Annotated in this window: 24 protein-coding genes; 14 read left to right on the top strand and 10 right to left on the bottom strand. The window is 68.6% G+C overall.

Annotated elements, in window-relative coordinates; genetic code table 11:
* The first annotated feature begins 101 nt into the window (after positions 1-101).
* Positions 102-1,559, top strand: a complete 1,458-nt coding sequence (locus tag T333_RS02835; protein WP_354998303.1) for a CCA tRNA nucleotidyltransferase — start codon at positions 102-104, stop codon at positions 1,557-1,559.
* Positions 1,560-1,574: 15 nt separating this feature from the next.
* Here the strand turns inward: T333_RS02835 and T333_RS02830 are convergent, their stop codons facing one another.
* Positions 1,575-2,390: a hypothetical protein gene (locus T333_RS02830; protein ID WP_496423597.1), complete on the bottom strand. Its 816-nt coding sequence runs from the start codon at positions 2,388-2,390 to the stop codon at positions 1,575-1,577.
* Positions 2,391-2,535: 145 nt separating this feature from the next.
* Here T333_RS02830 and T333_RS02825 point away from each other — a divergent pair, with 145 nt between their 5' ends.
* Genes T333_RS02825 through T333_RS02815 form a run of 3 tightly spaced genes read left to right on the top strand, consistent with a single transcriptional unit; the run spans position 2,536 to position 4,829 of the window.
* Positions 2,536-3,288, top strand: coding sequence for a LamB/YcsF family protein (locus T333_RS02825; RefSeq protein ID WP_496424125.1), 753 nt, complete (start codon positions 2,536-2,538; stop codon positions 3,286-3,288).
* A 12-nt stretch (positions 3,289-3,300) separates the two neighbouring features.
* Positions 3,301-3,978, top strand: coding sequence for a 5-oxoprolinase subunit B family protein (locus tag T333_RS02820; protein ID WP_496423596.1), 678 nt, complete (start codon positions 3,301-3,303; stop codon positions 3,976-3,978).
* A complete protein-coding gene (locus tag T333_RS02815) occupies positions 3,975-4,829 on the top strand; it encodes a 5-oxoprolinase subunit C family protein (protein WP_496423595.1) in 855 nt (284 codons plus the stop codon). The genes T333_RS02820 and T333_RS02815 overlap by 4 nt, the downstream gene beginning before the upstream one ends.
* 1 nt (position 4,830) lies before the next feature.
* Here the strand turns inward: T333_RS02815 and T333_RS02810 are convergent, their stop codons facing one another.
* Positions 4,831-6,498, bottom strand: coding sequence for a glycoside hydrolase family 183 protein (locus T333_RS02810; RefSeq protein WP_496423594.1), 1,668 nt, complete (start codon positions 6,496-6,498; stop codon positions 4,831-4,833).
* 135 nt (positions 6,499-6,633) lie between these two features.
* On the opposite strand from T333_RS02810, the gene T333_RS02805 reads away from it, so the two are divergent.
* Complete coding sequence (locus tag T333_RS02805; RefSeq protein ID WP_496423593.1) at positions 6,634-7,254, top strand: hypothetical protein; 621 nt, start codon at positions 6,634-6,636, stop codon at positions 7,252-7,254.
* A 259-nt stretch (positions 7,255-7,513) separates the two neighbouring features.
* Here the strand turns inward: T333_RS02805 and T333_RS02800 are convergent, their stop codons facing one another.
* Positions 7,514-8,860 carry an MFS transporter gene (locus tag T333_RS02800; RefSeq protein ID WP_496423592.1) on the bottom strand — a complete coding sequence of 449 codons (1,347 nt, stop codon included), beginning with the start codon at positions 8,858-8,860 and terminating at the stop codon, positions 7,514-7,516.
* Positions 8,861-8,882: 22 nt separating this feature from the next.
* Positions 8,883-9,344: an NUDIX hydrolase gene (locus T333_RS02795; protein WP_357245583.1), complete on the bottom strand. Its 462-nt coding sequence runs from the start codon at positions 9,342-9,344 to the stop codon at positions 8,883-8,885.
* A 262-nt stretch (positions 9,345-9,606) separates the two neighbouring features.
* Between T333_RS02795 and T333_RS02790 the strand changes: the two genes are divergently transcribed.
* Positions 9,607-10,383 carry a pirin family protein gene (locus T333_RS02790; protein ID WP_496423591.1) on the top strand — a complete coding sequence of 259 codons (777 nt, stop codon included), beginning with the start codon at positions 9,607-9,609 and terminating at the stop codon, positions 10,381-10,383.
* A gap of 120 nt (positions 10,384-10,503) precedes the next feature.
* Complete coding sequence (locus T333_RS02785; protein WP_354998312.1) at positions 10,504-10,995, top strand: DUF4190 domain-containing protein; 492 nt, start codon at positions 10,504-10,506, stop codon at positions 10,993-10,995.
* A gap of 6 nt (positions 10,996-11,001) precedes the next feature.
* Here T333_RS02785 and T333_RS02780 read toward each other — a convergent pair whose 3' ends face one another.
* The gene (locus tag T333_RS02780; RefSeq protein WP_354998313.1) at positions 11,002-11,541 is read right to left on the bottom strand and encodes a hypothetical protein; all 540 of its coding nucleotides are present in this window, start codon (positions 11,539-11,541) and stop codon (positions 11,002-11,004) included.
* 129 nt (positions 11,542-11,670) lie between these two features.
* Here T333_RS02780 and T333_RS02775 point away from each other — a divergent pair, with 129 nt between their 5' ends.
* The 3 genes from T333_RS02775 (at position 11,671) to T333_RS02765 (ending at position 15,033) form a co-directional block, all read left to right on the top strand.
* The gene (locus T333_RS02775) at positions 11,671-12,522 is read left to right on the top strand and encodes a Scr1 family TA system antitoxin-like transcriptional regulator (RefSeq protein WP_354998314.1); all 852 of its coding nucleotides are present in this window, start codon (positions 11,671-11,673) and stop codon (positions 12,520-12,522) included.
* Positions 12,523-12,532: 10 nt separating this feature from the next.
* A complete protein-coding gene (locus T333_RS02770; RefSeq protein ID WP_354998315.1) occupies positions 12,533-12,907 on the top strand; it encodes a DUF397 domain-containing protein in 375 nt (124 codons plus the stop codon).
* Positions 12,908-13,005: 98 nt separating this feature from the next.
* A complete protein-coding gene (locus T333_RS02765) occupies positions 13,006-15,033 on the top strand; it encodes a M13 family metallopeptidase (RefSeq protein WP_496424124.1) in 2,028 nt (675 codons plus the stop codon).
* 13 nt (positions 15,034-15,046) lie between these two features.
* Here T333_RS02765 and T333_RS02760 read toward each other — a convergent pair whose 3' ends face one another.
* The 4 genes from T333_RS02760 to T333_RS02745 form a co-directional block, all read right to left on the bottom strand.
* Positions 15,047-16,129 (bottom strand): ABC transporter ATP-binding protein, encoded by a 1,083-nt coding sequence (locus T333_RS02760; protein WP_496423590.1) that lies wholly within the window; start codon positions 16,127-16,129, stop codon positions 15,047-15,049.
* Between the two features lie 244 nt (positions 16,130-16,373).
* A complete protein-coding gene (locus T333_RS02755; protein WP_354998318.1) occupies positions 16,374-17,276 on the bottom strand; it encodes a L,D-transpeptidase in 903 nt (300 codons plus the stop codon).
* Positions 17,277-17,648: 372 nt separating this feature from the next.
* A complete protein-coding gene (locus tag T333_RS02750) occupies positions 17,649-18,992 on the bottom strand; it encodes a cytochrome P450 (protein ID WP_496423589.1) in 1,344 nt (447 codons plus the stop codon).
* Positions 18,993-19,037: 45 nt separating this feature from the next.
* Complete coding sequence (locus T333_RS02745; protein ID WP_496423588.1) at positions 19,038-19,556, bottom strand: DUF6764 family protein; 519 nt, start codon at positions 19,554-19,556, stop codon at positions 19,038-19,040.
* Between the two features lie 209 nt (positions 19,557-19,765).
* Between T333_RS02745 and lppU the strand changes: the two genes are divergently transcribed.
* A complete protein-coding gene (gene lppU / locus T333_RS02740; protein WP_357245565.1) occupies positions 19,766-20,383 on the top strand; it encodes an LppU family putative lipoprotein in 618 nt (205 codons plus the stop codon).
* 81 nt (positions 20,384-20,464) lie between these two features.
* On the top strand, positions 20,465-21,949 hold the full coding sequence (locus T333_RS02735; RefSeq protein ID WP_496423587.1) for an MFS transporter: 1,485 nt from the start codon (positions 20,465-20,467) through the stop codon (positions 21,947-21,949).
* Positions 21,950-22,002: 53 nt separating this feature from the next.
* Here T333_RS02735 and T333_RS02730 read toward each other — a convergent pair whose 3' ends face one another.
* Positions 22,003-22,677 (bottom strand): S1 family peptidase, encoded by a 675-nt coding sequence (locus T333_RS02730; protein ID WP_354998323.1) that lies wholly within the window; start codon positions 22,675-22,677, stop codon positions 22,003-22,005.
* 479 nt (positions 22,678-23,156) lie between these two features.
* Here T333_RS02730 and T333_RS02725 point away from each other — a divergent pair, with 479 nt between their 5' ends.
* Positions 23,157-24,011, top strand: coding sequence for an MlaE family ABC transporter permease (locus T333_RS02725; protein WP_067786264.1), 855 nt, complete (start codon positions 23,157-23,159; stop codon positions 24,009-24,011).
* 4 nt (positions 24,012-24,015) lie between these two features.
* A complete protein-coding gene (locus T333_RS02720) occupies positions 24,016-24,879 on the top strand; it encodes an MlaE family ABC transporter permease (RefSeq protein WP_357245559.1) in 864 nt (287 codons plus the stop codon).
* The last annotated feature ends 4 nt before the right edge of the window (positions 24,880-24,883 follow it).

Here is a 24,883-nt window from a genome sequence, read left to right as displayed (position 1 = left end):
CGCGCACGGCACGCACCACGCCAGCGCCTTGCCCGAATTCCGCTTTTCCCGCCTCGGTAAGCTGCTGCTTCGTGGTTTCGTCCAAGTCCGAGGATGCGCAAGTGACCGATCCAGCCCCGTTGCCTTCCGAGGATCGGCGTACCCGGTTGCTTGCCGCGGCGGCGGTCACCCTCGGCGGACTCGCCGATGTGCTGACGCCACTGGGTGAACTGTTCGCGGCGCGCGGGCACGAGCTTTATCTGGTCGGTGGCAGCGTGCGCGACGCGGTGCTCGGGCGGCTCGGCACCGATCTGGACTTCACCACCAGCGCGCGACCCGAGCAGGTACAGGAGCTGATGCGCGGGTGGGCCGATCACCTGTGGGACACCGGCGGGCTGGCGTTCGGCACGGTCAGCGCGGCCAAGGACGATCAACAGCTGGAGATCACCACCTTCCGCAGTGACACCTACGACCGGGTCTCGCGCAATCCCGAGGTCACCTTCGGCGACAACCTGGAAGGCGACCTGGTGCGCCGCGATTTCACCGTCAACGCGATGGCGGTGAAGATCGCCGCGGATGGTTCGCTGGAGTTCGTCGATCCGCTCGGCGGCATGGATGCCCTGCTGGCCGGAGTGCTGGATACCCCTGCGGCGCCGGAGGATTCGTTCCACGACGATCCGCTGCGCATGCTGCGGGCCGCCCGCTTCGTCTCCCAGCTCGGTTTCGAACTCGCCCCGCGGGTGCGCACGGCCATCGAGGCGATGGCCGAGGAGATCGATCGCATCACCGCCGAACGGGTGCGCGCCGAACTGGACAAGCTGATCGGTGGCGCGCATCCGATCGACGGCATCAACGTGATGTGCGAGACCGGTCTGGCGCAGCGGGTGCTGCCCGAGGTGCCCGCCATGAAGCTGGAGATCGACGAGCACCACCAGCACAAGGACGTCTACTGGCACTCGCTGACCGTGCTCCAGCAGGCCATCGATCTGGAGGACGGCGACCCGGACCTGGTGCTGCGCTGGGCCGCGCTGCTGCACGACATCGGCAAGCCGGACACCAAGCGCAACGAGCCGGGCGGCGGCGTCAGTTTCCACCACCACGAGGTGGTCGGCGCCAAGATGGTGCGCAGGCGGATGCGCGCGCTGAAGTACCCGAAGCAGTTCACCGAGGACGTGGCCCGGCTGGTCTTCCTGCACCTGCGTTTCCACGGCTACGGCAAGGGTCAGTGGACCGATTCCGCGGTGCGCCGCTACGTCACCGACGGCGCCGAGCTGCTGCCCAGGCTGCACAAGCTGGTGCGCGCGGACTGCACCACCCGCAACAAGCGCCGCGCCGCCGCCTTGCGCGCCACCTACGACGACCTCGAGGCCCGCATCGAGCGGCTCCAGCAGGAGGAGGACCTGGCCAAGGTCCGCCCCGACCTGGACGGCAACGCGATCATGGAGCTGCTCGGCCTGCGGCCGGGTCCCGAGGTCGGCAAGGCTTGGCGCTATCTCAAGGAGCTGCGCCTCGATCGCGGCCCGATGACCCGCGACGAGGCCGAGGCGGCGCTGTTGGAATGGTGGAAGACGCAGAGCTGAAAGGGTTTTCCGCGCTCAGAAGACGATGAGCGTGGTACCCGCGACGATGGCGTCGCGGATCTGCGCGAGATCGAACGAGCCGGTCGTCTCGGGCAGGTCGACCCGGAACCGCACCAGGTCGCCATCCCGGGCGGCCTGTGCGATGCGCGCATGCCGCGGCAGGTTCTCCAGCAGGATCGCTGGCGCGGTGATCATCCGCCGCGGTATCCGGAGGCCGAGCCAGTTGGCCCGGTGGATCTCGATGGTGAGCAGGTTGTTCTCGACCGCGGCGTCGACCAGCGCGGTCAGCTTGCGTCTTCGGTGCTCGGCCCGGATCAGCCCGCTCTCGTGCACGCTCAGCCGCCAGTCCAGCGGCTGGGTGTTCAGCCAGCCGACCAGGGACGTCGTGGTGACGGTGCCCTCCAGGTCCAGCTGGGCGGCTCGCAACTTGGTGGGAACCCCGGGGATCAGCCGCACACCGTGCGCGATCACCGTGACCGCCTCGATCGGATGCTCGTCCCAGCTCAGCCGGGACAACACCGTCTTGGTCTGGAAGTGCGCCCCGCGCCTGCGCACCTTCAGCACCTGCAGTGTCGCGTTCACCTCGTGGCCGAGCAGTGTGGCGTGCACCTCTTGACCGCCGAACCGGCTCAGAATGCCTTCGCTGAGCACCGTCATCAGCACGTCCGGCATCAGCGCGGTGACGGTGCCGGAGCCGAGGTCCACCACGGGATCCACCCATGAGGTGGTCGTCGCGATCCACTGCTCCAGCCAGGACTGGTCGAAGAGGCGCTTGCCCAAGTCGACGGCCCGCAGCGGTGACCATGACTTCGGATCGAAATACGTGGCCATGATGCTCCGAGAGTACTTGCCGCCGAGCAGTGCGACCATCCGCGCGGGCGGGCGCCGCGGTGCCGGTCTGCCGATTCTTTGTCTCGTGTGGCGCTCGAGGACGAGAATGTCACGGGCACGCACGTTGGACGGCGGGAGGACACCGATGGCGCTGGATCTGAACAGCGATCTCGGCGAGGGCTTCGGCCCGTGGACGATGGGCGACGACGCGGCGATGCTCGACATCGTGACCAGCGCCAACATCGCCTGCGGGTTCCACGCGGGCGATCCGTCGATCATGCGGGCCACCTGCGCGACGGCGGTGCGCAAGGGGGTGCGGATCGGCGCGCACGTCGGGTACCGGGATCTGGCCGGTTTCGGCAGGCGCGCGATCGCGGTCGCGCCGGCCGAGCTGCGCGACGAGGTGCTGTATCAGATCGGGGCGCTCGACGCCTTCGCCAAGGCCGCGGGCGACCGGGTCCGCTACGTGAAGCCGCACGGCGCCCTCTATCACGCGGCCGCGGCGGATCGGGAGCTGGCCGAGGCGCTGCTGACCGCGATGACGGAGTACGACACGGAGCTCGCGCTGCTCGGCCCGTCCGGAACCGAACTCGAGGCGGCCGCTACCGAGGCGAAGGTCCGGTTCGTCGGCGAGGGCTTCGCCGACCGCGCGTACACGCCGACCGGCCTGCTCGCGCCGCGCGGACTGCCCGGCGCGGTGCTGCACGCCGACGAGGCGGTCACCCAGGCGATTTCGATCGCGGCGACGGGCAAGGCGCGGACCATCGATGGCGGTGAGGTCGCGGTGTCCGCCGCCAGCCTGTGCGTGCACGGTGACACTCCGGCCGCGGTGGAGATGGCACGGCGGATTCGCGCCGCGCTCGCGGAATCGGGTGTGCCGGTCGCGTCGTTCGGGTAATCGGAGCGCCATATGAGAGATCCGAAATCGCCCTGGCAGCAATATATTCGCGCGGCCGGAGACCGGGCGCTGCTCGTCACGCCCGACGAACCCGCTCGCGCCGCCGGATTGGCCGACGCTCTGCGCGTCAGCGCGCCGAAGGGCGTGCAAGACGTGCTGCCCGCCGCGGAAACCGTTCTGGTGACCCTGGCTTCCGCCGATGCCGCCGAGTCGGTGCGCCGCGAGATCTGCGCCTTGCTGGAAAGCCTCCAGCAGCAGGATGATTCGGGCGATGTTTCCCGTGGAACATTGCCGCACAACGTCTCTCCCGAGCCGCTGGTGATCCCGGTGCGCTATGACGGCGCGGACCTGGCCGATGTCACCGAGTTGCTCGACATGACCGAGGACGAAGTGATCGCCGCGCACACCGGCACGGTGTGGCGCTGCGCGTTCGTCGGATTCGCACCGGGTTTCGGTTATCTCGAGTCCCCCGACGGGAGACTCACGGTGCCGCGCAGGGATACCGCCCGCACGTCCATACCGGCCGGTGCGGTCGCGCTCGCGGGCGGCTTCTCGGCGGTCTATCCGCGCAGTACGCCCGGCGGGTGGCGGTTGATCGGCCGCACCGATCTGACGATGTGGGACGTCGACCGCGATCCGCCCGCGCTGATCAGGGCGGGCGGGCTGGTTCGTTTCGAGGTGGCCGAATGATGCTCGTCGAGTGGGTCGGTCCGCTGGCCACCATCCAGGATCTCGGCCGCCCCGGCTGGTTCGATTCCGGCGTCGGGGTCTCGGGCGCGGCCGACCGCGCGTCGTTGCGGCTGGCCAATCGCCTGGTCGGCAATCAGGAGGACGCCGCGGCGATCGAGGTACTGCTCGGCGGGCTGGTGCTGCGCGCGGAGCGGCACCACACCGTCGCGGTCGCGGGCGCGCCCGCCCAAGCGGTGCTGGACGGCGTCCCGGTCGGCCACGCCAGCGTGCTGGAAATCGAAGAGGGACAGACCCTTCGGCTCGGATTCGCGGCGAACGGGTTGCGTTGCTACGTCGCCGTGCGCGGCGGCGTCGACGTCGCGCCGGTGCTCGGCTCGCGCAGCCGCGACACGCTGTCCGGCATCGGACCGGAACCACTGCGCGCGGGCGATCGGCTGCCGATCGGGCCGGTTCCGCGCGAGCTGCCGCTCGTCGACGTCGCGCCGGTCGACGCGCCACCCGGCGGACTCGTCACGGTGCGCGCGCTGCTCGGCCCACGTGACGACTGGTTCGAGGATGCCGCAGCGCTTTTCGCGGCCGAGTGGGCCGTCTCCCCCGACACCGACCGCGTCGGCGCCCGCATCGACCGCGTCGGCGGACCGGCGCTGCGTCGGCGGATCACCGGTGAATTGCGCACGGAGGGTATGGCACTCGGCTCGGTTCAGGTGCCGCCGAGCGGCCAGCCGGTGGTCTTTCTCGCCGACCACCCCGTCACCGGCGGCTACCCGGTGATCGCGGTGGTACTCGATGCCGACGTCGACGCGGTGGCGCAGGCCAGACCCGGTCAGCGACTGCGGTTTCTGCGGGGCTGAATCACTTCGGTCTGCCGAGGTCGGCGCGCATCAGGTAGACGTTGTAGGTGTCCCAGGCCGAGATGGTGAAGTACAAATCCCGGCTCGAGGACCACGGGTGGATGAAACCGCCGTAGGCCTTCGGGTAGTCCGAGGTGTTCACCAGCGGCACCGTGTCGGTCCAGATGCCCTGCGGCGCGGCGGCTTCGCGCAGCACGATGGCGCCCTGCGCCGAATCCAGATACACCATCTGCCACTTCTCGGTGGCCTCGTCGTAGCGCACCGACACCTCGCTCGCGATGCCGAGGAACAGTGGCGTCGCGTGGTTTTCGATCACCGGGGCCCAAGCGCCGTTCACCCAGTACTGGTAAGCGGTCTTGTTGAGCACCTGGTTCTTCGGAACCCTGGCCAAGCCGACCACGCCGACCCGGCCGTTGGGCGTGCCGAACATGTAGACGTAGTCGCCCTGCGGAACCATGGCCGCGACCTGGAAGCGGCCCGTGCCGAAGAGGTTGTCCCACCTGGCGTGCTGATCCTTGGTCCAGGTGCTGCCGTTGTCGTCGGAGTAGGCGATGCCGCCGTAGTTGGTGAACCACATGCCGGGCACGCGGCTCCACCTGTTCACCGACATGTAGCTCAGGTACTGGCGCTTCCCGATCGCGAACCCGGAGGTCGGGATGACGGTGGTCTCCCAGTTCTTGATCTTGCGGCTGCTCAGGATCTCCGCCGCGTGGCAGCGGCTGTCCTGCACCATGGTGTCGATGGTCAAGCCGTCGGAGAGGTCGCGGTCGGTGCTGTAGCCGAGCACGTTGCTTCGCCAGTCCGGGCCGCCAGCGCCGCCGGTCACCCAGCCCTCGCCGAAGGTGTCGCCGAAGACGACGGCGACCTCGCCCGGCTTGGTCTCCCACATGAAGCCGAGGTCGGTGCCGTCGACCTGCCAGCGCATATCGGTGCGGTTGTTCGACCCGTGCCCGGTGACCTGGCCGACCAGCTCGGTCTTGCGCACCCGCGGCGCGACGACGGCCTCGGCGACCGGTCCCGGTTCGATCGGGTGCACGACCGGCGGCGGCGCGGGCTGCGGCTCGTCGCCGGGACCGCCGGGCACCGGAATCGGGATCGGCTCGATCTCGGGACGGAACTCGATGCGCGGCAACTGGATTCCGCCCTCGCCGGAACCGCTGCCCGAACCCGAACCACTGCCGGAGTCCGCACTGCCCGAGCCCGCACTGCCGGAGCCCGCACTGCCGGAGCCGGAACCGCTGCCGCTGCCGGAGCTCGATCCGGTGCCGCCGGGAGCGGGAGCCTCGGGCGTCTCCGGGTCCGCCGCTTCGATATCCGGCTTCGGGGTGTCCCGGATGTCGGGGCACGGGTTGCGGCACGGATCCTCGGGCAGCGGCTCCGGGACGATCCTGGTCTTGTCCTGCTGCGGGTCCGGCACCGGAACCGGCGTGATCTCCGGGATCGGCACGGGGATGTCGATCTGCGGCGGCACCACGATCGGCGGTGGCGGCGGCAGGCTCGGATCGGGCTCGCGGGCCAGCGGATCGAATCCTGTTTCGCCGCAGAGATTCACCGGCGGCGGCGCCCACGGGTGCGGTGCGGCCTGCGCGGGCGCCGGGACCGAGAGCACACCCGCGAGCAACACACCGAAGAGCGCTGGGGACTCCAGCTTCCTCGGTATCGCTCCCATACCTGTTGACTCCCTGGTCGAATCGGTCGCAGCGTGATCAACTTACCGGAACCGAGGGCCTGCGGCCGGGCGCCGTGCGGTGCCGATCGCCAATCGCGAGGGAACCGGATCCGGGCCGGTCGCGTCCAAGCAGATATGAACGACATCGAGTACGGCTTCGGGACGGGCGACGGCGCCGTCCACGTCTGGTCGTCACCCGCCGATCTCGACCTGGCCCGCACCGGCACGGCCGACGCCATCCAACTGGATTTCGACGGCGACGGTATCGCCGACGACGCGCTGTGGGATTCGCACGGCACCGGCATCGCCGACGTCGCCGCGCTGGACCTGGATGACGACGGGGTGCTCGACCACTTCTATACCGACCCCACCGACCTCGGCACCTGGAACCACCAGATCACCGGTTCGGCCGCCGACGCGGGCAGCGAACCGCTCGATTGGATCGTGCGCACCGGCCCGGATCCGCTCACCGCCCCGCAGAATGCCGCCGCCCCGGTCGTCACCGAAGCGCTGGCCGACTACCCGATCCCACCGGCGCCGACCGCTCACGGCGGCACGTTGGATCATCCCGCGCCGGGGCATCCGCCTCCGCTCGAGCAGACGACTCCGCCCAATCTCCCCGAGCAACCGCACGATTCGGCACCGCTCGCCGAGCACCCGCTCTGGTCCGACCGCCCAGCCCGTCCGGCCGCGGTCCCGCTGGCCACGGAGAGCACGCCGATCACCGAACCACCCGCGACGACACACGAGCTCTGATCGGTGCGCGGCCGCTCCACGGACGCCTCGGCCAGCACGTTCGCAGAACGCGCCGATCGCTCCTTGTCGGTGCCGCGCAACCGCCCGGAAGCCGAATCGGCCGGACCCAAGACGGGCGGCCCGCGCGTCCAGTGGGCGGCGCCGCCTGCCCACAAGGTCCTGAAGCTCGAGCGTGCGCCAGGCCGCTGGCAGACCGGTCAAGCCATCTCGGATCGAGCGGCGTCGCGGTGACCCGCGTCCGCACGCGAGCCCGGCAGTCTTATCCCCGGGCCCGCCGCCTGCTGTTCAACGCGATCGCGAGAATTCCCACCCCGTACCCGACCGCGCCCGCGACCACCACCGGCAGCGATCGCCCGTCGTCCGGGACCACCAGCGCGGCCAGTGCGATGGCCAGGACGAACGCGATGTTGAAGACCGTGTCCTGGAGGGCGAACACCTGCCCGCGCCGGGCGTCATCGATATCTATCTGCATGGTGGCGTCGCCGGTGAGCTTGATCGTCTGCCCGGCCAGCCCGAACAGGAAGGCGCCCACGAGCAGTAGTTGATACGCGCGCTGGGCCGCCGCGCCCGCCTCGGCGACGGCGATCGGCGTCACCAAGGTCAGCTGCACGATCATCGCGGCGACGAGCCCGGCGACGACCGTGCGCGAACGGCCGAACCGCGCGATCACCAGCGGCGCGACGACAGCGGCGACCAGCATGCCGCCCGCCGTCGCGGCGATCGCCACACCGAACCCGATCAGGCCGCTGCTCAGACCGGAGCCCTCGGGAGCCTGTCGCAACACCAGCACCATGATCAGCGTGTTCGCGCCGAACACCACGCGGTGCGTGCCGATGCCGACCATCGCCGTGGTCACCGAGACCGACTGCCACACCGCCCGCGCGCCGGTGCGCAACCCGGTGAGGATCGCGTGCACGGTCCCCTCGTGGACCGCACTGCCGTCCTCCGGGCCGAGCACGCCGTGCCGGAACCCGGCCGCGAGCAACGCGCCGAGCACCGAACCCACTCCGCTCATCGCGACGGCGACGGCGGAAGCGAAATCACCCGCCCCGATTCCTCCGATGACAGCCACCGCGATCGCCGCGCCCGCGCCGGCGCACCCGGAGGCGACGGTGGCGAGCACCGAGTTCATCGGCACCAGCCACTGCTGCGCGAGCACCCTCGGCAACGCCGCCGAGACGCCCGCCATCACGAACCTGCTGATGCCGACCACGGCCAGCGCCAGCAACAGCAGCGGCGGCTCGGCGATCCCGGCGACCAGCCCGACGCTCGTCACGCCGATCAGCACGCCGCGCAGCACGTTCGCCACCAGCAGCACCGCGCGCCGGTCCCAGCGGTCCAGCAGCGCACCGGCATAGGGTCCGATCAGCGAATACGGCAGCAGCAGGACGGCGAAGCCCGCGGCGATGGCCAGCGGATCGGTCTCGCGCTCGGGGTTGAACAGAATCGCCCCGGAGAGCGCGGCCTGGAACATCCCGTCGCCGAACTGTCCGGCGAAGCGCACGATCGCCAACCGCAGCACGCCGGGACTCTCGCGCAGCGCCGTGCGCAACGAAACGCGCGGCGCGTCGGCGGGCGGGCTGTTCTCTTGGCGACCGATCGACACCGCCTTGATTGTGCCCTGTTCCTCAGCCCGAGCTGACCAGGGAACTGACCGCCGCCCGCATATCCGTCGTCATCGGAAGTTCGTCGAGCGCGCTCGCGTCGATCCAGGCGAAGGCGTCGTGTTCGCCCGGCGCGAGCGCCACCTCGCCCGGCTCCACCTCCACCAGGAAGCTGAACTTGCGCACCCGCGGCTTGGTGCGGGTGGCGTAATCGATGCCGCCGAGGAACTCGGTGATGCTGCGCACCCGCAGCCCGGTCTCCTCGAACAGCTCCCGCGCCACGCACTCGGCGAAGGTCTCCCCCGATTCCACGCCGCCGCCCGGCAGTTCGTACATGCCCCCGTGATAGTCGTCGGGCACCCGCCGGACCACGAGCAGTTTCCGGTCGCGGAAGACCGCGACACCGACCACGAAGTCGCTGATGCCGTCGCGGCGCGCCTCGGCGCGGAGCTGTCGCTCGATGCGATCGAGCGCTTCCGGTCGCATTCGGCTCTCACCTCCGATTCCGTTGGTGCGCTTGGTATTTCGAACTCGGTGCCGTCGGGAAGGGGCTCCGTCGCCGGTAACCCTACGTGTCCCGTCCCCGCTTCACCGCACCGGTAGGTATTGCTCGCCTGCCGTTCACCCGCTGGTCGCTCGCGTAAAATGCCGAGTGCAGGACAATTTACTAGGAATCAGGAGTACCGCGACCTCGAGTGCTCCTACCCTGAAAGGTGATCGGTGCACGGTCGGAGAGAGGAGGACCCTGATGTCCACACTCACGACGCCGCACATCGATATCCACCGTGGCGGCGACCGCATGAAAACGCGGGTGTCCTGGTTGGATTCGAAGCATTCGTTCTCCTTCGGTGAGCACTACGACCCGGAGAACACCCATCACGGCCTGCTGCTGGTGAACAACGAGGACATCGTGCTGCCCGGGCAGGGTTTCGACACCCACCCGCACCGGGACATGGAGATCGTCACCTGGGTGCTCGGCGGCAGCCTCGTGCACCAGGACTCTCTCGGCCACAGTGGCGTCATCTACCCCGGCCTCGCCCAGCGGATGAGCGCGGGCACCGGCATCCTGCATTCGGAGAAGAACGACTCCTGGCGGCTGGACGACAGCGCCGAGCACCAGGAGCCCGTGCATTTCGTGCAGATGTGGGTGGTGCCCGACGAACCGGGCCTGACCCCCGGCTACCAGCAGCTGGAAATCGATGACGAGCTGGCGGGCGGCGGTCTGGTCACGGTGGCCTCCGGCCTGCCGCGCTACCGCGACCGCGCCGCGATCGCGATCAACAGCAGCCACTCCGCGCTGCACGTGGCCCGCATGCCCGGCGCGGAACCGGAGGTGATCGACCTGCCCGACGCGCCGTACCTGCACCTGTTCGTCGCCCGCGGCGAGGTGGAGATGGAGGGCGTCGGTCCGCTGTACGAGGGCGACGCCGTGCGGCTGACGCGCAGCGGCGGTCAGCGGATCACCGCGCACGGTCCGGCGGAGGTTCTGGTCTGGGAGATGCACGCGCGACTCGGCGGGCAATGAGCGGTCCACCGTACGGTTTGTCCTATTAACATCCGAGCGTAGGGAGCGCGATCAGTAGGCGACCGCCGCGCAGCGCACCCGCCAGCGAGTTCCCCAGCGGCACCGACTGAGAGGAAGTCCATGTCGCAATATCCCCCGCCCGGCCAATACCCGCCGCCCGGGCAGTATCCGCCGCCACCCGGCGGATATCCGCCGCCGGGGCAGGGCGCCTACTGGCAGGAATCGCCGAAGGGCAAGGGCCTGGCCATCACCGCGTTGGTGCTCGGCATCCTGGCGCTGCTCACCTTCTGGTCCATCCTCGGCGGCGTCCTGTTCGGGCTGTTCGGACTCATCTTCGGCATCATCGCGTTCGTCAAGGCGCGCAAGGGAACCGCGGGCGGCACCGGCATGGCCGTCACCGGTCTGATCTTGAGCGTGCTCGCGCTGATCGGCGCGATCCTCATCGCCATCGTCGGCTGGAGTTTCTTCGTCGATTCCGGCGGCAAGGATTTCATCGACTGCCTGGACAAGGCGGGCAACGATCAGGCCAAGATCGACGAGTGCGAGCGGAAGTGGAACCAGAACATCGAGGACCGCTTCAGCGTCACGCTGACGCCGCGGCCGACGCCGTAGCCGAACTCACTTGTCTTTGGATGGGATCGCCGCGGTCCTGGTAGCGGCGATCACCTCGGGTAGCTCCGGTCGGTAGTCCATATCCGGCCGCGCGACCCAGGTGCGGTAGCCGCTGTGTTCGTCGGCGGGCGAGGGCAGCACGATCGTGCTGCCCGGCAGGGCGACCGAGGCGCAGACGCGGAACAGGTCCGCGAAGAGTGCCATGTCCAGGTAGGAGTTGTCGGTCGGCCCGGTCAGGAAGGTCCAGCGGCCGGAACGCGGATGCGCGATGATCGGGCCGCCGCGTCGCCCGCCCGCGGTGAGCAGCGCGCGCACTTCGGCGCCGAGCGAGGCGGGCATGACGACCGCGCCGACGGCGCCGACCTCGAGCATGATGCGGCCCAGCGCCGGATCGACCACGGCGTAGAGACCGTTGTCCTTGCGGTAGTGGCGGCAGCGCGCGAACGCGTCCTGGGTGGCCGAGTACTCCTGGGCCGCGTGTGATGGCGAGGCGTCCGGTGTCCCGAGGGGGCCGTGACTGCCTGATTCGGTGCGGAACGTGCTCATGACGAACCTCGCCTCGATGCGTAGTGAACGTGACGGGTGAATCGGCCGCTGGTGTCGACCCTAGTCCTGGGCAATCAGGTTGACAATAGTCACACGCTGGCGTGTTGCCCAGGCGTAGCATCGCGTGTCATGGCACCCGTCTCGCCTACTGTCGCGCGTTGGGAACTGGTGCTGCGCCTTCGCGAACTGCGCGAGCAGCGCGGTTTCGACTCCGCGACCTTCGCCAAGCGGGTCGGCTTCACCCCGGCGAACTGGTCGCACGTGGAGAAGGGCAGGCGCGTGCTCACCGGCAACACCATCGGTCCCGTGCTCGAGCTGCTGGAAGTCACCGCCGAGGAGCGCACCGAGCTGCTCGCCCTGCTGGACGCGAGCAAGCAGCGCGGCTGGTGGGCCAAGTCCTCCGCGCTGATCGGTCCCGAGCTGCAGCGGCTGTACGGAATGGAGCACGGAGCGCAGAGCATTCGCAGCTACGACAGCCTCATCGTGCCGGGTTTGCTGCAGACCGAGGCCTACGCTCGCGCGCTCATCAGCGCCGACGTGATGATCCGTCCGGTGCAGGTCGAACAGCTGGTGTCCATCCGCATGCGTCGGCAGGATCGGTTGCGCGGACCGGACGGCGTAGAACTCACCGCCGTCATCGGTGAGGCCGCGCTGTTGCAGCAGACCGGCGGCCCCGCGGTGCTGCACGGTCAGCTCGAGCACCTGGCCAAGCTGATCGAAGAGCTGGACACCGTCGAGGTGCGCGTCATCCCGTTCGCCGCGACCGCGGGCGCCACCCTCGGCGGTTGCAGCTTCCACCTGCTCGATTTCGCCGGCGTGCAGTTGCCGACCTTCGGCTGGGCCGAGAGCGCGGTGTTCGGCGGCGCGGTCGACGACCCCGATCTGGTGCGCGATCTGAGCTTCGCCTACCTGCGCGCGCTGGAGCAATCGCTGACCCGTGACGAGTCATTGGCCCTGATCAGGCGGCACGCGCTCGGGTAAAATCCTGCCCATGGCCACCACCGCTTGCCCGCCGGGCTCCACCGGCTGGTTCACGTCGACCCGATCGAACAACGGCAATCAATGCGTCGAGGTCAGGTTCGATGGTGATGCGGTGCTCATCCGTGACAGCAAATACCGCCGCAACCCGGCCAACCGCCCCGCCGAAGAGCCCATCATCACCGTCACCGCGAGCGCATGGACCTCGTTCCTGACCTTGCTCACCAGTGGACGACCGCACACCGATCTGGTCGTTCACACCGCCGCGGACGGCACCACCACGCTCCGCCACGGCGACGTCGCCCTCACCTACACCCCCGAAGAGTGGGAAGCCTTCCTCGCCGGCGCGCACGACGGCGAGTTCGACCGCATCATCCTCCCCGCCTGACCGCCCACCCCGGTCGCCCGCGCGGCCGGGGTTCACTCTGCGTGAACTCGCCGCAGCCCCGCCACGATCACCTCGCGACACCGCGTCCACTCGGCATACTGGAGATCGTGACTTCCGAACCGATCAGCCCGTCCGGCCTGGACCTGTCCCACCTCGACGACGCCGTGCGCGTGCAGGACGACCTGTTCGCGCATGTCAACGGCAAATGGCTGGACGAATATCGGATTCCGGCCGACCGCGCGGTCGACGGCGCGTTCCGCGCGCTGTACGACCAGGCCGAGCTGGACGTTCAGGCCATCATCCAGAATGCCGCCGCCGCGGGCGCCGAGCCGGGCAGCGACGCGCGCAAGATCGGCGACCTGTACTCCAGCTTCATGGACACCGAGACCGTCGCCGCCGCCGGGCTCACGCCGATTTCCGCCGAACTCGCCGCCGTGCACGAGGTCGCCGACCGCGGCGCCTTCGCGGCGCTGCTCGGGCGGCTTCAGCGCACCGGTGTCGGCGGCGCGGTCGCCCTCTACGTCGACACCGACGACAAGGACTCCACCCGCTACCTGGTGCACGCCACCCAGTCCGGCATCGGCCTGCCCGACGAGTCCTATTACCGCCAGGACGAATTCGCCGAGATCCGTACCAAGTACATCGCGCACATCGGCCGCATGTTCGCGCTCGCCGCCGCCGATCCGCGCATCGCCGCGCTGCTGCCCGAGGACTTGGACTCGATCGGGCAGCGGGTCTTCGAACTGGAGCGCAAGCTGGCCGCGGGCCACTGGGACGTAGTTCGCCGCCGGGATGCCGAACGCAGCTACAACCTCGTCACGTTCGACGCGCTGGTCGCCGAGAACCCCGAATTCGATTGGCAGGCCTGGGCTTCGGCGCTTGCCGAGGGCGTCGACAAGCCGGTCGCGGAATTGTTCGCCGAGGTGGTGGCGCGCCAGCCTTCCTACCTGCGCACCTTCGCGCAGACCTGGGCCGAGGCGGATCTCGCCGACTGGCGCGCGTGGGCGGCGTGGCGTGTGCTGCGTTCGCGCGCGGCGTATCTCACCGAAGAACTGGTCGAGGAGAACTTCGACTTCTACGGCCGCACGCTCACGGGCGCCCAGGAGAACCGGGAGCGCTGGAAGCGCGGTGTGTCCCTGGTTCAGGAACTGCTCGGCGAGGCGGTCGGCAAACTGTATGTGGCCGAGCACTTTCCGCCGGAGGCCAAGGCCAGGATGGTCGAGCTGGTCGCCAATCTCCAGGAGGCCTACCGCCGCAACATCTCCGAGCTGGCGTGGATGGGTCCGGACACCAGGAAGGCCGCGCTGGCCAAACTGGAGAAGTTCACCCCGAAGATCGGCTACCCGGAGCGCTGGCGCGACTACTCCGCCGTGGTCATCGATCCCGCGGACCTGGTCGGCAACTACCGCAGCGGCTACGCGGCCGAGCACGATCGCGAACTGAACAAGCTCGGCGGACCGGTCGACCGGGCCGAGTGGTTCATGACCCCGCAGACGGTCAACGCCTACTACAACCCGGGCATGAACGAGATCGTCTTCCCCGCGGCGATTCTGCAGCCGCCGTTCTTCGACATGAACGCCGACGACGCGGCCAACTACGGCGGCATCGGCGCGGTGATCGGTCACGAGATCGGCCACGGCTTCGACGATCAGGGCGCCAAGTACGACGGCGACGGCAACATGATCGACTGGTGGACCGACGCCGACCGCGCCGAATTCGCCAAGCGCACCAAGGCGTTGATCGACCAGTACAACGTGCTCTCCCCGAAGGAGCTGTCCGACGAGCACACCGTCAACGGCGAATTCACCATCGGCGAGAACATCGGCGATCTCGGTGGGCTCTCCATCGCCCTCGAGGCGTACAAGATCTCGCTGAAGGGCGCCGAGCCCTCGGTCATCGACGGACTCACCGGACTTCAGCGCGTCTTCTACGGCTGGGCCCAGGTCTGGCGAACCAAGGCCCGCACCGAGGAGGCCATCCGCCGCCTCGCCGTCGATCCGCACTCGCCGCCCGAATTCCGGTGCAACGCCGTCGTCCGCAATATCGACAGCTTCCACGAAGCCTTCGACGTCCGCCCCGGCGACGCTCTCTACCTCGAGCCCGCCGAACGCGTGAAGATCTGGTAGCGCCGAAAAAGATTCAGCGAAGGCGGGTTTCGGTCTCGGCGTCGAAGAAGAGGATTTCGTCGGGCTTGGGCCGCAGGTGCAGCGGGGCGCCGAGGGCGGCGCGGAAGCGGCGGTCGACGCGGGCTACCACTTTGCCGGTGCGGCTGCTCCAGCCCTCGGAGGCGCCGTGGCCGTAGAGGAAGGATTCGGCGCCGAGTTCTTCGACGCGCTCGGCGGTGATCGTCACGCTCGCGTCGGAATCGCTGGTGACCGCCCAGGATTCGGGACGGATGCCGAGGACGACGCGGGCGCCCGGTTTCGCGCTGCGCGGCAAGGGGATTCGCAGGTCGTCGAGCATCGCGGCGTCGTTGTGCACCGGGGCGTCGAGCAGGTTCATGCCGGGCGAGCCGATGAAACCCGCGACGAACGTGTTGACCGGGTCGTCGTAGAGATCGCGCGGGGCGGCGATCTGCTGGAGCCTGCCTTCGCGGAGCACGGCGACCCGGTCACCCACGGCCATCGCCTCGACCTGATCATGGGTGGCGTAGAGGGTGGTGGTGCCGAGGCGCTTCTGTAGGGTAACGATCTGGGGCCAGGTGCTGACCCGCAGCCCGGCGTCCAGGTCGGTCAAGGGGTCGTCCATGCACAAGACCTGGGGTCTGCGCACGATCACCCGCCCCATCGCGACGCGCTGGCGTTCCCCTTCGGAGAGTTTCGCGGGTTTGCACTCCAGCAGATCCTCGAGCTCGAGCAGCTTCGCGGCCTCGTCGACCCGAACCTGAACGTCGGCCTCGTTCACGCCCGCGTCGCGTAGCGCGAAACCCATGTTCTGGGCGACGGTCAGATTCGGGTAGAGCGCGTAGCTTCCGAACACCATCGCCACGTCGCGGTCGTGCGCCGGCAACTCGGTGACATCCCGCTCGCCGATCAAAATGCGCCCGTGCTGCACCGCGGCCAGCCCGGCGAGCATGCGCATACTGGTGGATTTACCGCAGCCCGACGACCCCACCAGCACGACGAACTCCCCGTCGGCGATCTCGAGCTCCAGGTCGTCGACGGTGGGCCTCGGCGCACCGGAATACCGGTGCGTCACCCGGTCGAAATGCACCGTCGCCATGCTGTCGTCTCCTCGTGTCGTCGCGAAACTTATCGCCGTATTCGCACGGCGGAGACTTTACGACGTGAACAGCAAATCATCGGTGAACATCGCCCAGCGGCGCGTTGAACATGCGACCAGTCCGCCGTGCGCCACCGAATCGCGAACCATAAACGGTTATTTCGCGGCGGAGCGAGCTGTAGAGACGAAAACGCCGACCGCGCGGTAGTGCGCGGTCGGCGTTTCGTTGGCTATCGGCCGGGTATCAGTTCCAGTCGCCCAGGCCGTCGCGCGAGTTCAGCGTCCCGCCGTCGGTGTTCTGAACGATGACCGGATCGCCCTTCTGCGCGTTCTCGAAAAACCAGCGGGCGTTCTCGGTGCTCACGTTCAGGCAGCCGTGGCTGACGTTCGACACGCCCTGCTGGCCGACCGACCACGGGGCGGCGTGCACGAAGATGCCGCTGTTGGAGATGCGGGTGGCGTACTCGACCTCGAGCTTGTAGCCCTCGGGAGCGTCGATCGGGACGCCGTAGGTCGACGAGTCCATGATCATCTTGCGCTGGCGCTCACCGACGATGTAGATGCCGTTCGGGGTCTCGTACTTGGGCTTGCCCATCGAGACCGGCATCTCCATCACGACCTCGCCGTTGCGGGTGACGGTCACGGTCTTGGTGGTGTCGTCGGCCGTGGTGATCAGCGCGTCGCCGATGCGGAACGAGCTGGTCGTGCCGCCCGCCACCACCGTCACGTCGGTGTTGTCCGGCCAGAAGTCGTTCGGCCGGTAGCGCACCTGCTTGTCGCTGAACCAGTAGAAGTGGCCGGGCGCGTCCTTCGACGAGGTGACCTTGATGGCCTTCTCGGCGGTGGCGTGATCGGTCACCGGCTCCTGGAAGGTGATGATGATCGGCTGCGCGACGCCGACCGTCTCGCCGTCGGCGATATTGATGCTCGGCGGCGCGAAGTTGGCCTGAGGGGCGGGATCGGTGGCCGCGGCCGCCGATCCCGAACCGACTCCGGGGATGCCCGGCTCGGCCTGAGCGGGAGCGACGATCATGGCACCGGCCGCCGCGATCGCCGCGGACAAGAGAACGCCCCGCCGGATCCGGCGGGCTAGCCGTCCTTCCTCGCGGAAAGTCGACAGCGTTCTGTTGTTCGAAGCGGCATGCATAGGTTATTCGTCCATTCCAGCTCTCGCGCGCGCGTACGCGGGCGAGATGTCTCATCGGTGTGGGTGCTCGGCGCCCGCGCGCGGACGTCACGGGTCCATCGGAGCTGCCACGGATACTGACGGGGGCCTTCGAAGCACCCCACGGGTATTGACGCCCGACCCCTGTTCATTCCTACCGTTTGGATGCGACAGCTAGCCAGTGCCAATATCCGGTTATTCGCCCTATTGGTCAGATGTGTCCTGGGACACATCAGTCAAAGCCGATCACTGAGTTCGGTCAAACGGCCCGGTCAGGTCCGCAAGTCCGGTGCAAGTGCGGCAACCTGCGGTCCGTCCGGTTTTCTGCAAGATCAAACAGTTTCGTGACAGAAATCACGCCAGGACGTCGAAGGGGATCGACCGATGCGGTCCCGTCGCGATGTTGTGCGGCACCGAGAGCGGCGCCCGCCCGCGCGCGTAGCGCGGCGGCAGCGCGAGCCGCACGCGGCCGAGCACCGTGGCGAGCGCGATGCGCAGTTCGTAGTCGGCCAGGCTCGCCCCGACACAGCGCCGATGTCCGCCGCCGAAGGGTGCGAACTCGAACGGGCCGTAGCGACGGTCCAGGAACCGTCCGGGACGGAACCGCTCAGGATTGTCCCAAATGCCCGAGTCGGTATGCAGCAGGGGTAGCGCGAGCCCCATCGTCTCGCCCGCGGCCAAGCGCACGCCGCGCAGCGCGAACGGCTCGGTCACCCGGCGCAGCACGATCGGCACCGGCGGATGCAGGCGCAACGTCTCCTGGCAGACGGCGTCGAGGTAGGGCAGCGCCGCGATTTCCGTCGGTGTATCGCCCGCCTCGCGCAGCTCCGCGCACAGCGTGCGCAGGGTCTCCGGTACACGGTGCAGGTGGTACAGCGCCCAGACCAGGCTCGTCGCCGTGGTCTCGTGCCCGGCGACCAACAGGGTGCGCAGCTGGTCGCCGAGCTCGGCGTCGGTGGGTGCGCTTCCGTCGTCGTAGCGCGCGCTCAGCAGCAGGCCGAGGATGTCGCGGTCGTCTTGGCGCGCAGTGCTTTCGCGCTCGGCGAGGTCTTCGCGGATCAGTCGATCCAAGCGGGCGCGCGCTGCGACGAACCGATCCCACGGCGCCCGACCGAACGCACCGCGCCGCAGGGCGGGCGCGAGCAGCAGCGGGCCGGAGAAGGCGGTGAGGAACTCGGTGATCGCGGCGGTGTACGCGGCCCGTCGTTCGCGGGCGCGCACGCCGAAGACCGCCTCCAAGATCACCCGCAGCGTGATCGACCGCGCCGCGGCGCGCGAATCGACGCGCGTACCCGGACGCCACGGCGTCGGGCCGTCGCAGATCTCGTCGAGCGTCGCGGTCCGGATCAGCTCGCCGTAGGCGCGGATCCGCGCGCCGTGGAAGGCAGGCGCGAGCAAGGTCCGATCCCGTCGGTGCACGGCGCCCGAGGTCAGAATCAGCGAGGCCGGTCCGACCAGCGGCTCGATCGGATTCGGCCGCGGCGGTTCGAGCAGGTGGATCGGGGCGCGGAACAATTCACGCGCGCCCGCGGGTGTTCCGGTGAACAGCACCGCGCCGAAGCCGGGGAACCTGACGTAGAACGGATCACCCTCGCGCGCCCGCCGCCACCGGAAATACCGCTCGAAGTCCAGCCCGGCCGCGAGCGCGTGCAGTGCGAAGAACCGCGGCGGAGCCGGTGCGGCGGTCTCTGTCGCCATGCCCTTACCTACGAGACGCCCACGGCCGCGGTTCGACCGGCACGTTCAGTGCGACGCGACCCAGCGGCCGAACGGCGTCGCGAGGCAGGACGCACCGGTGGCCGCGTTCCACGCGAAGGCCGCGGACCCGAGGCACACCACGGTGCGTTCCTCGCTGCTGACCTGCGCGCGCGAGCCTTCGAAGGCGATCGAGATCGCGATCGTGGTGCCGTCCGCCGCGTCGGGATCGGTGATCGAGGTCAGTGCCAGCGCGTCCGGGCCGAAGCCGAGCGCGACCGGAATCCCGCCCGCGCCCTCGCTGGCGCCGATGCCGCCCGCCGCGCCGATGCCCAGCGCCATCGCCCCGGCGGTTGCTCGCGCGTAACCCACCCCGTCGAAACCGGCCGATCGCGCCTGTCCGTCCGAGTCGGTGGCGGCCCGGCACCCGGCTCGACCATCGATGACGGTGACGTCGACACCGTGCTCCGAACCGCAATGCGCATCGGTTGCCGAAGCGAGAGCCGGAAGTGCGAACGAGGATCCCACCGCGGCGGTCGAGCAGATGATCGCGCTGATCAGCTTCACGGTCTACCCCTTTCACACCGTAGGGCCCACCATACCCAGGTCCATTGCCGCCGAGGCCTTTCCGCAGCGCCCCTGGACTGTGTCCCTTTCGACTCGACTACCGCGTCCGTGATGGTGTATGCATGGCGTGATATTTGAAGATCAGATCGTCAACTTCGGATTCTTACGGGGGTATAGGTTCGGAGCGTTACAGCTCGGGAGGACTGTACGTGTCTCGTCAACTGCTATCCGGTCTCGCGCTCGCGCTCGGAACCGCCGCCACGGCGCTCACCTTGGTGGCCTGTAGCTCGACCATCGACGGCACCGCGCAGCCCGCGCTGGACAGCGGGACCGTCGACGCCGTCAACACCAGCACTCCGAAGACCTCCGCCCCCAAGTCGAGCGGCAGGCCGACGTCCGGCCGTCCCACGCCGACCGGCGGCAGCACCGATTTCGAGGCGTCCATCGGCGACTGCGTCACCCTCGGCGGCACCACGACCAACGCCACCATCGCGAAGGCGTCCTGCGGCAGCCGCGCGTCCAACTACAAGGTCATCGGCAAGACCGAGACCAGCTCGGCGTGCCCGGCGGATCGCGACAACTACTACGCCGAGACCATCAACGGCGTGCAGCAGGGCGCGCTGTGCCTGGACATCGACTGGGTGGTCGGCGGCTGCATGGACGTCGGCGGCGACGATCCGAAGCGGATCGACTGCACCGAGCGCGGCTCGCAGGGCGTGCGGGTGACCACCATCGAGCAGGGCGCCGCCGACGCGAGCGTCTGCGACAGCGGCATCGGATTCGAGTATTCCGAGCGCCGGTTCGTCGTCTGCGTCGAGGAACTCTGACGACCGCGAGACGTACCCGCGCTCCGGCCGTGCGCGGGCTATCGACGGACTGACGTCCGGCAGCGCCTATAGGTTGGACCGGTGAGCACCATCCAGGAGCTACCCCGGTTGCGTTCGGCGACCGGCCGGTGGATCCTGCTCGCCACCATCCTCGGCTCCTCGGTCGCCTCGCTGGACGCCACCGTCGTCAACATCGCGCTGCCGCGCATCGGGGAGTCGCTGGACACCGATGTGGCCGGTCTGCAATGGACGCTCAACGGCTACACCCTGACGCTGGCCTCGTTCATCCTGCTCGGCGGCTCGCTCGGCGACAAGCTCGGCAGGCGCAAGGTCTTCGTTTGGGGCGCGGTCGGTTTCGCGGTCACCTCGGTGCTGTGCGCGGCGGCGGTGAACATCGAGATGCTGGTGGCGGCGCGAGTGTCGCAGGGCGTGGCGGGGGCGATGCTCACCCCGGGCAGCCTCGCGCTGATCTCCTCGTCGCTCGACGAACGCGATCGGGGCGCGGCGATCGGGCTGTGGTCCGGTTTCGGCGGCGTGGCGGGCGCGCTCGGGCCGTTCCTCGGCGGCTGGCTGATCGACTGGGTGGGCTGGCAGTCCATCTTCCTGATCAACGTGCCGCTGGTCGCCGTGGTCGTGGTCCTGGCGTTGCGTCACGTTCCGGAGAGCTTCGATCCGAATGCCGCCGCGCGACTGGACGTCCCTGGCGCGGTGGTGGTCGCGCTGGGACTCGGCGCGCTGACCTTCGGACTGATCGACGCGATGCCGCTGCTGGCCGTCTCCGGCGTGCTGCTGCTCGTGGTCTTCGTGGTGATCGAGGTGCGCAGCGATCATCCGCTTGTGCCGCCCGCGCTGTTCCGTTCCCGGGTGTTCACCGCGGCCAATCTGGTGACGCTGGCCGTCTACGCCGCGCTCGGCGGCGTCTTCTTCTTGCTCGTCATGGAACTTCAACTGGTGGCGGATTATTCGCCGCTGCTGTCCGGGTTGGCCACGGTGCCGATCACGCTGATCATGCTGGCGCTGTCCGCGCCCGCGGGACGCTGGGCTCAGGCGCACGGCCCGCGCGTCCCGATGACGCTCGGCCCCCTACTGGCGGCGGCGGGATTGATCCTGCTGCTGCGCATCGGACCGGCCGCCGGATATGTCGGCGACGTGCTGCCCGGCGTGGTGGTCTTCGGACTCGGGCTCGCGGTGCTCGTCGCCCCGCTGACCGGCGCCGTGCTCGGCGCGGTGCCCGCGTCCGAGGCCGGGATCGCCTCCGGCGTGAACAACGCCGTGGCGAGGACCGCCCAGCTGCTCGCGGTCGCCGCGCTGCCCGGGCTGGCGGGGATCTCCGGCTCGCTCACCGACCCGGCCGCGTTCGACGACGGGTTCGAGACCGCGATGTGGATCTGCGTCGGGCTGCTTGCCGTCGGCGCGCTGATCGCCGCCGTGCTGCTGCGTCCGCCGCGCCGGGCGCCGGACCCGGCCAGCGTCGAGTGTCTACCGCAGTGCGCGGTCGCGGGCCCGGCCGTCGCGCCACGCCACGGCCTCGTCGACGCTCCACGGGGTCCGCGGAGTTCCGCGTAACAGAAAAGGAGCGGGCGATGCCGCCCGCTCCTCGTGGTCTCTGCTGTGGCCGATCAGATCGGCACGTAACCCGCGCCGATGCCGCCGCGCGCGTTGATGTCGTTCATGATCGCGCTCATGTTGGTGCCGACCTCGGGGCCGAAGCACGCGATCGCCAGGTAGGCGTTCACCATGCCGACCAGGGTCGTGCCCGCGACCACGGGTGCGCCGGAATCGCCTTCGACGACGCACATCTGGGTCCAGGTCTCGATATTGGTGCCGAACACGTCGCCGTAGGTGATGCCGCAGGTGTTGCCCGTGGTGCGGCCTTCCTTGCAGACGATCATCGGGAACTGGGCCGGTCCGCCGATCCCGGTGATGGTGACGTTGCCGATCCGGTTGACCGGGGTGATGGCGCCCGGCTCGAACTCGATGACGGCGTAGTCCAGTTCCGAGTTGGAGTAGACGAAGCGACCGATCACACCCGCCTCGCGATCGACCTCGGCGTACACCTGTGCGCCTGGGTCACCGCAGTGTCCGGCCGTGAGTCCGACCAGTCTGCCCGCGTTGTCGTGACCAACCGTGGTGACGGTGCACTCGAACATGTTGTCGATGACGATGCCGGATCCGCCCCCGATCACCGGCGGACCGGGCGCGGCGGCCGCGGGGCTCGCGCCCGTCCCGAGCAGCGCCGCACCGAGGGCGACGGCGAAGACGGCGTTGGCCGCCTTGGCGAGTTTGCTGAACATGTCCCTCCAGACGTCGGAAGCCCGCACGATATCAATCTGTCGCATACATCGTGTCAGTATTCGGTCTCGGGCGCGTCTCGTCCCGGCGGGTGCCGCCGAATCGTGATGGTGATAGCTAGGATCTATAACAAAGGTCGCGGGATGACACGCTCAATGCGTTTCCAAACGGTTTGGAACGCATTCGGGAGCCCTCGAATAAGGCGTCAATTTTAGATGAATATTTTCCGCGTAATTGATCGGTGATAGTGGACGACGCCCATATAGAGGCGTCCCACCTGTAACTTGTTCTAAAATCTGGACGCTTTATTTTGGGACGCAAGACAAAGGCCTGACCGCGCGCTCTAGGACATTCCCCGACGGTGACTCACATCTATGACTGCAATCACATGGGGATGGTGTGTTCTGCACTACTCCGTAGTAAGGTGCGTCAAGCAAACAAGTCGTCGGGGTGAGCAACCGGCGTCGAGAGGGGTTAGCCAGTGCAGTCGACCAAGAGTCCTCCCACGGGATCACGGATAAGTGAAGCGGTCGATTGGACGAGGTCGTACTGGGAAGACCATCCCAAGCGGTCACTGGAGACCTTCGGCCGACAGATCACGATGGGTATCGCCGCCGTGGCGGAACTCGTCCTCGCCATCTTCCGGCGAAGGTTCCCCTTCGGCGAATTCGTGCGTCAGTGCGCCTTCATGGCCAATGTGGCCGCGGCGCCCACGCTGCTCGTCGCGATTCCCATCGGCGTCATCGTCTCGATCCAGGTCGGCGCGGTGGCCGGACAGGTCGGCGCGACGTCGTTCATCGGAGCGGCCAACGGCCTCGGCATCATCCAGCAGGGCGCGCCGCTGGTCACCTCGATCATGATCGCGGGCGCGGTCGGGTCGGCCATCTGCGCCGATCTCGGCTCGCGCACCATCCGCGAGGAGATCGACGCCATGAAGGTGATGGGCGTGGACCCGATGCGCCGCCTCGTCGCGCCGCGGCTCGGCGCCGCGATGTTGGTCAGCGTCCTGCTCTGCGGCTTCGTCGTCTTCGTCGGCTTCCTGACCGGCTACATCTTCAACATCTTCGCCCAGGGCGGCACGCCCGGCTCGTACGTCAGCACCTTCTCCTCGTTCGCCGTGACCCGCGATCTGCTCGTCGCGCTGGTGAAGTCGCTGATCTTCGGTCTGCTGGCCGCCATCATCGCTTGCGATACCGGCCTCAATACCCGAGGCGGCCCGGGCGGCGTCGCGAACTCGGTCAACTCGGCGGTGGTGAGCTCCGCGCTGATGCTCTTCGGCGTGAACCTCATCATCACCCAGGTCTACAACGCACTCTTCCCCCCACAGGTGGTCTGAGCCGGTGTCATCAACCTACGTACCACCGCTGCTGCGGCCACTCCAGGGACTCAAGCGTTCCGCGCAGGCGCCGGTCGATCTCGTCGCTCGGCTCGGCCACCAGGTGTTCTTCTTCCTGCGATCCGTCGGCTCCATTCCGCTGGCGCTCAAGCAGTACCCGAAAGAAGTGTGGCGGCTGCTCTCCGACGTCACCTGGGGCAACGGCAACCTCGTCGTCGGTGGCGGCACCATCGGCGTCATCGTGATCCTCAGCGCGTTCGGCGGCATGACCGTCGGCATCCAGGGCCACACCTCGCTGAACCTGCTCGGCCTCAGCCCGATCACCGGCGCGATCTCCGCGTTCGCGACCACACGTGAACTCGGTCCGCTGCTCGCCTCACTGGCCTTCGCCGCCCAGGCGGGCTGTCGATTCACCGCTCAGCTCGGCGCGATGCGCATCTCGGAGGAGATCGACGCGCTGGAGTCGGTGGCCATCCGGCCGTTGCCGTACCTGGTCAGCACCCGGATGTTCGCGGCCATCGTCGCGATCGTCCCGCTGTACTGCCTCGGCCTGGCGACCGCCTACATCTCCTGCTCGCTGACCGTGCAGTTGGTCGGCGGTACCCCGAGCGGTACCTACGCGCACTACTTCTATCAGTTCCTGATACCGACCGACGTGCTGTATTCGCTGCTCAAAGCGATCGTTTTCGTCGCGATCACCACCTTCATCCAGTGCTACTACGGCTTCTTCGCCTCGGGTGGCCCGGAGGGTGTCGGTGTCGCGGCGGGGCGGGCGATCAAGATGTGCATCATCCTGGTCGTCTTCGCGGACCTCTTCATGACGTTGGCGATCTGGGGCGTCAACCCCGGAATCCGGATCTCGGGGTAAGGGC

The sequence above is a fragment of the Nocardia sp. CNS-044 genome (assembly GCF_059570515.1).
This window is presented reverse-complemented; position numbering and strand designations above follow the sequence as displayed.

Bases quoted from the DNA above. Each gene is read 5' to 3' on its own strand.
- T333_RS02795 (WP_357245583.1), bottom strand. From the start codon at position 9,344: ATGCGACCGGAAGCGCTCGATCGCATCGAGCGACAGCTCCGCGCCGAG.
- T333_RS02805 (WP_496423593.1), top strand. From the start codon at position 6,634: ATGAACGACATCGAGTACGGCTTCGGGACGGGCGACGGCGCCGTCCAC.
- T333_RS02760 (WP_496423590.1), bottom strand. From the start codon at position 16,129: ATGGCGACGGTGCATTTCGACCGGGTGACGCACCGGTATTCCGGTGCG.
- T333_RS02750 (WP_496423589.1), bottom strand. From the start codon at position 18,992: ATGGCGACAGAGACCGCCGCACCGGCTCCGCCGCGGTTCTTCGCACTG.
- T333_RS02825 (WP_496424125.1), top strand. From the start codon at position 2,536: ATGGCGCTGGATCTGAACAGCGATCTCGGCGAGGGCTTCGGCCCGTGG.
- T333_RS02790 (WP_496423591.1), top strand. From the start codon at position 9,607: ATGTCCACACTCACGACGCCGCACATCGATATCCACCGTGGCGGCGAC.
- T333_RS02730 (WP_354998323.1), bottom strand. From the start codon at position 22,677: ATGTTCAGCAAACTCGCCAAGGCGGCCAACGCCGTCTTCGCCGTCGCC.
- T333_RS02785 (WP_354998312.1), top strand. From the start codon at position 10,504: ATGTCGCAATATCCCCCGCCCGGCCAATACCCGCCGCCCGGGCAGTAT.
- T333_RS02815 (WP_496423595.1), top strand. From the start codon at position 3,975: ATGATGCTCGTCGAGTGGGTCGGTCCGCTGGCCACCATCCAGGATCTC.
- T333_RS02755 (WP_354998318.1), bottom strand. From the start codon at position 17,276: ATGCATGCCGCTTCGAACAACAGAACGCTGTCGACTTTCCGCGAGGAA.
- T333_RS02775 (WP_354998314.1), top strand. From the start codon at position 11,671: ATGGCACCCGTCTCGCCTACTGTCGCGCGTTGGGAACTGGTGCTGCGC.
- T333_RS02780 (WP_354998313.1), bottom strand. From the start codon at position 11,541: ATGAGCACGTTCCGCACCGAATCAGGCAGTCACGGCCCCCTCGGGACA.
- T333_RS02810 (WP_496423594.1), bottom strand. From the start codon at position 6,498: ATGGGAGCGATACCGAGGAAGCTGGAGTCCCCAGCGCTCTTCGGTGTG.
- T333_RS02770 (WP_354998315.1), top strand. From the start codon at position 12,533: ATGGCCACCACCGCTTGCCCGCCGGGCTCCACCGGCTGGTTCACGTCG.
- T333_RS02830 (WP_496423597.1), bottom strand. From the start codon at position 2,390: ATGGCCACGTATTTCGATCCGAAGTCATGGTCACCGCTGCGGGCCGTC.
- T333_RS02820 (WP_496423596.1), top strand. From the start codon at position 3,301: ATGAGAGATCCGAAATCGCCCTGGCAGCAATATATTCGCGCGGCCGGA.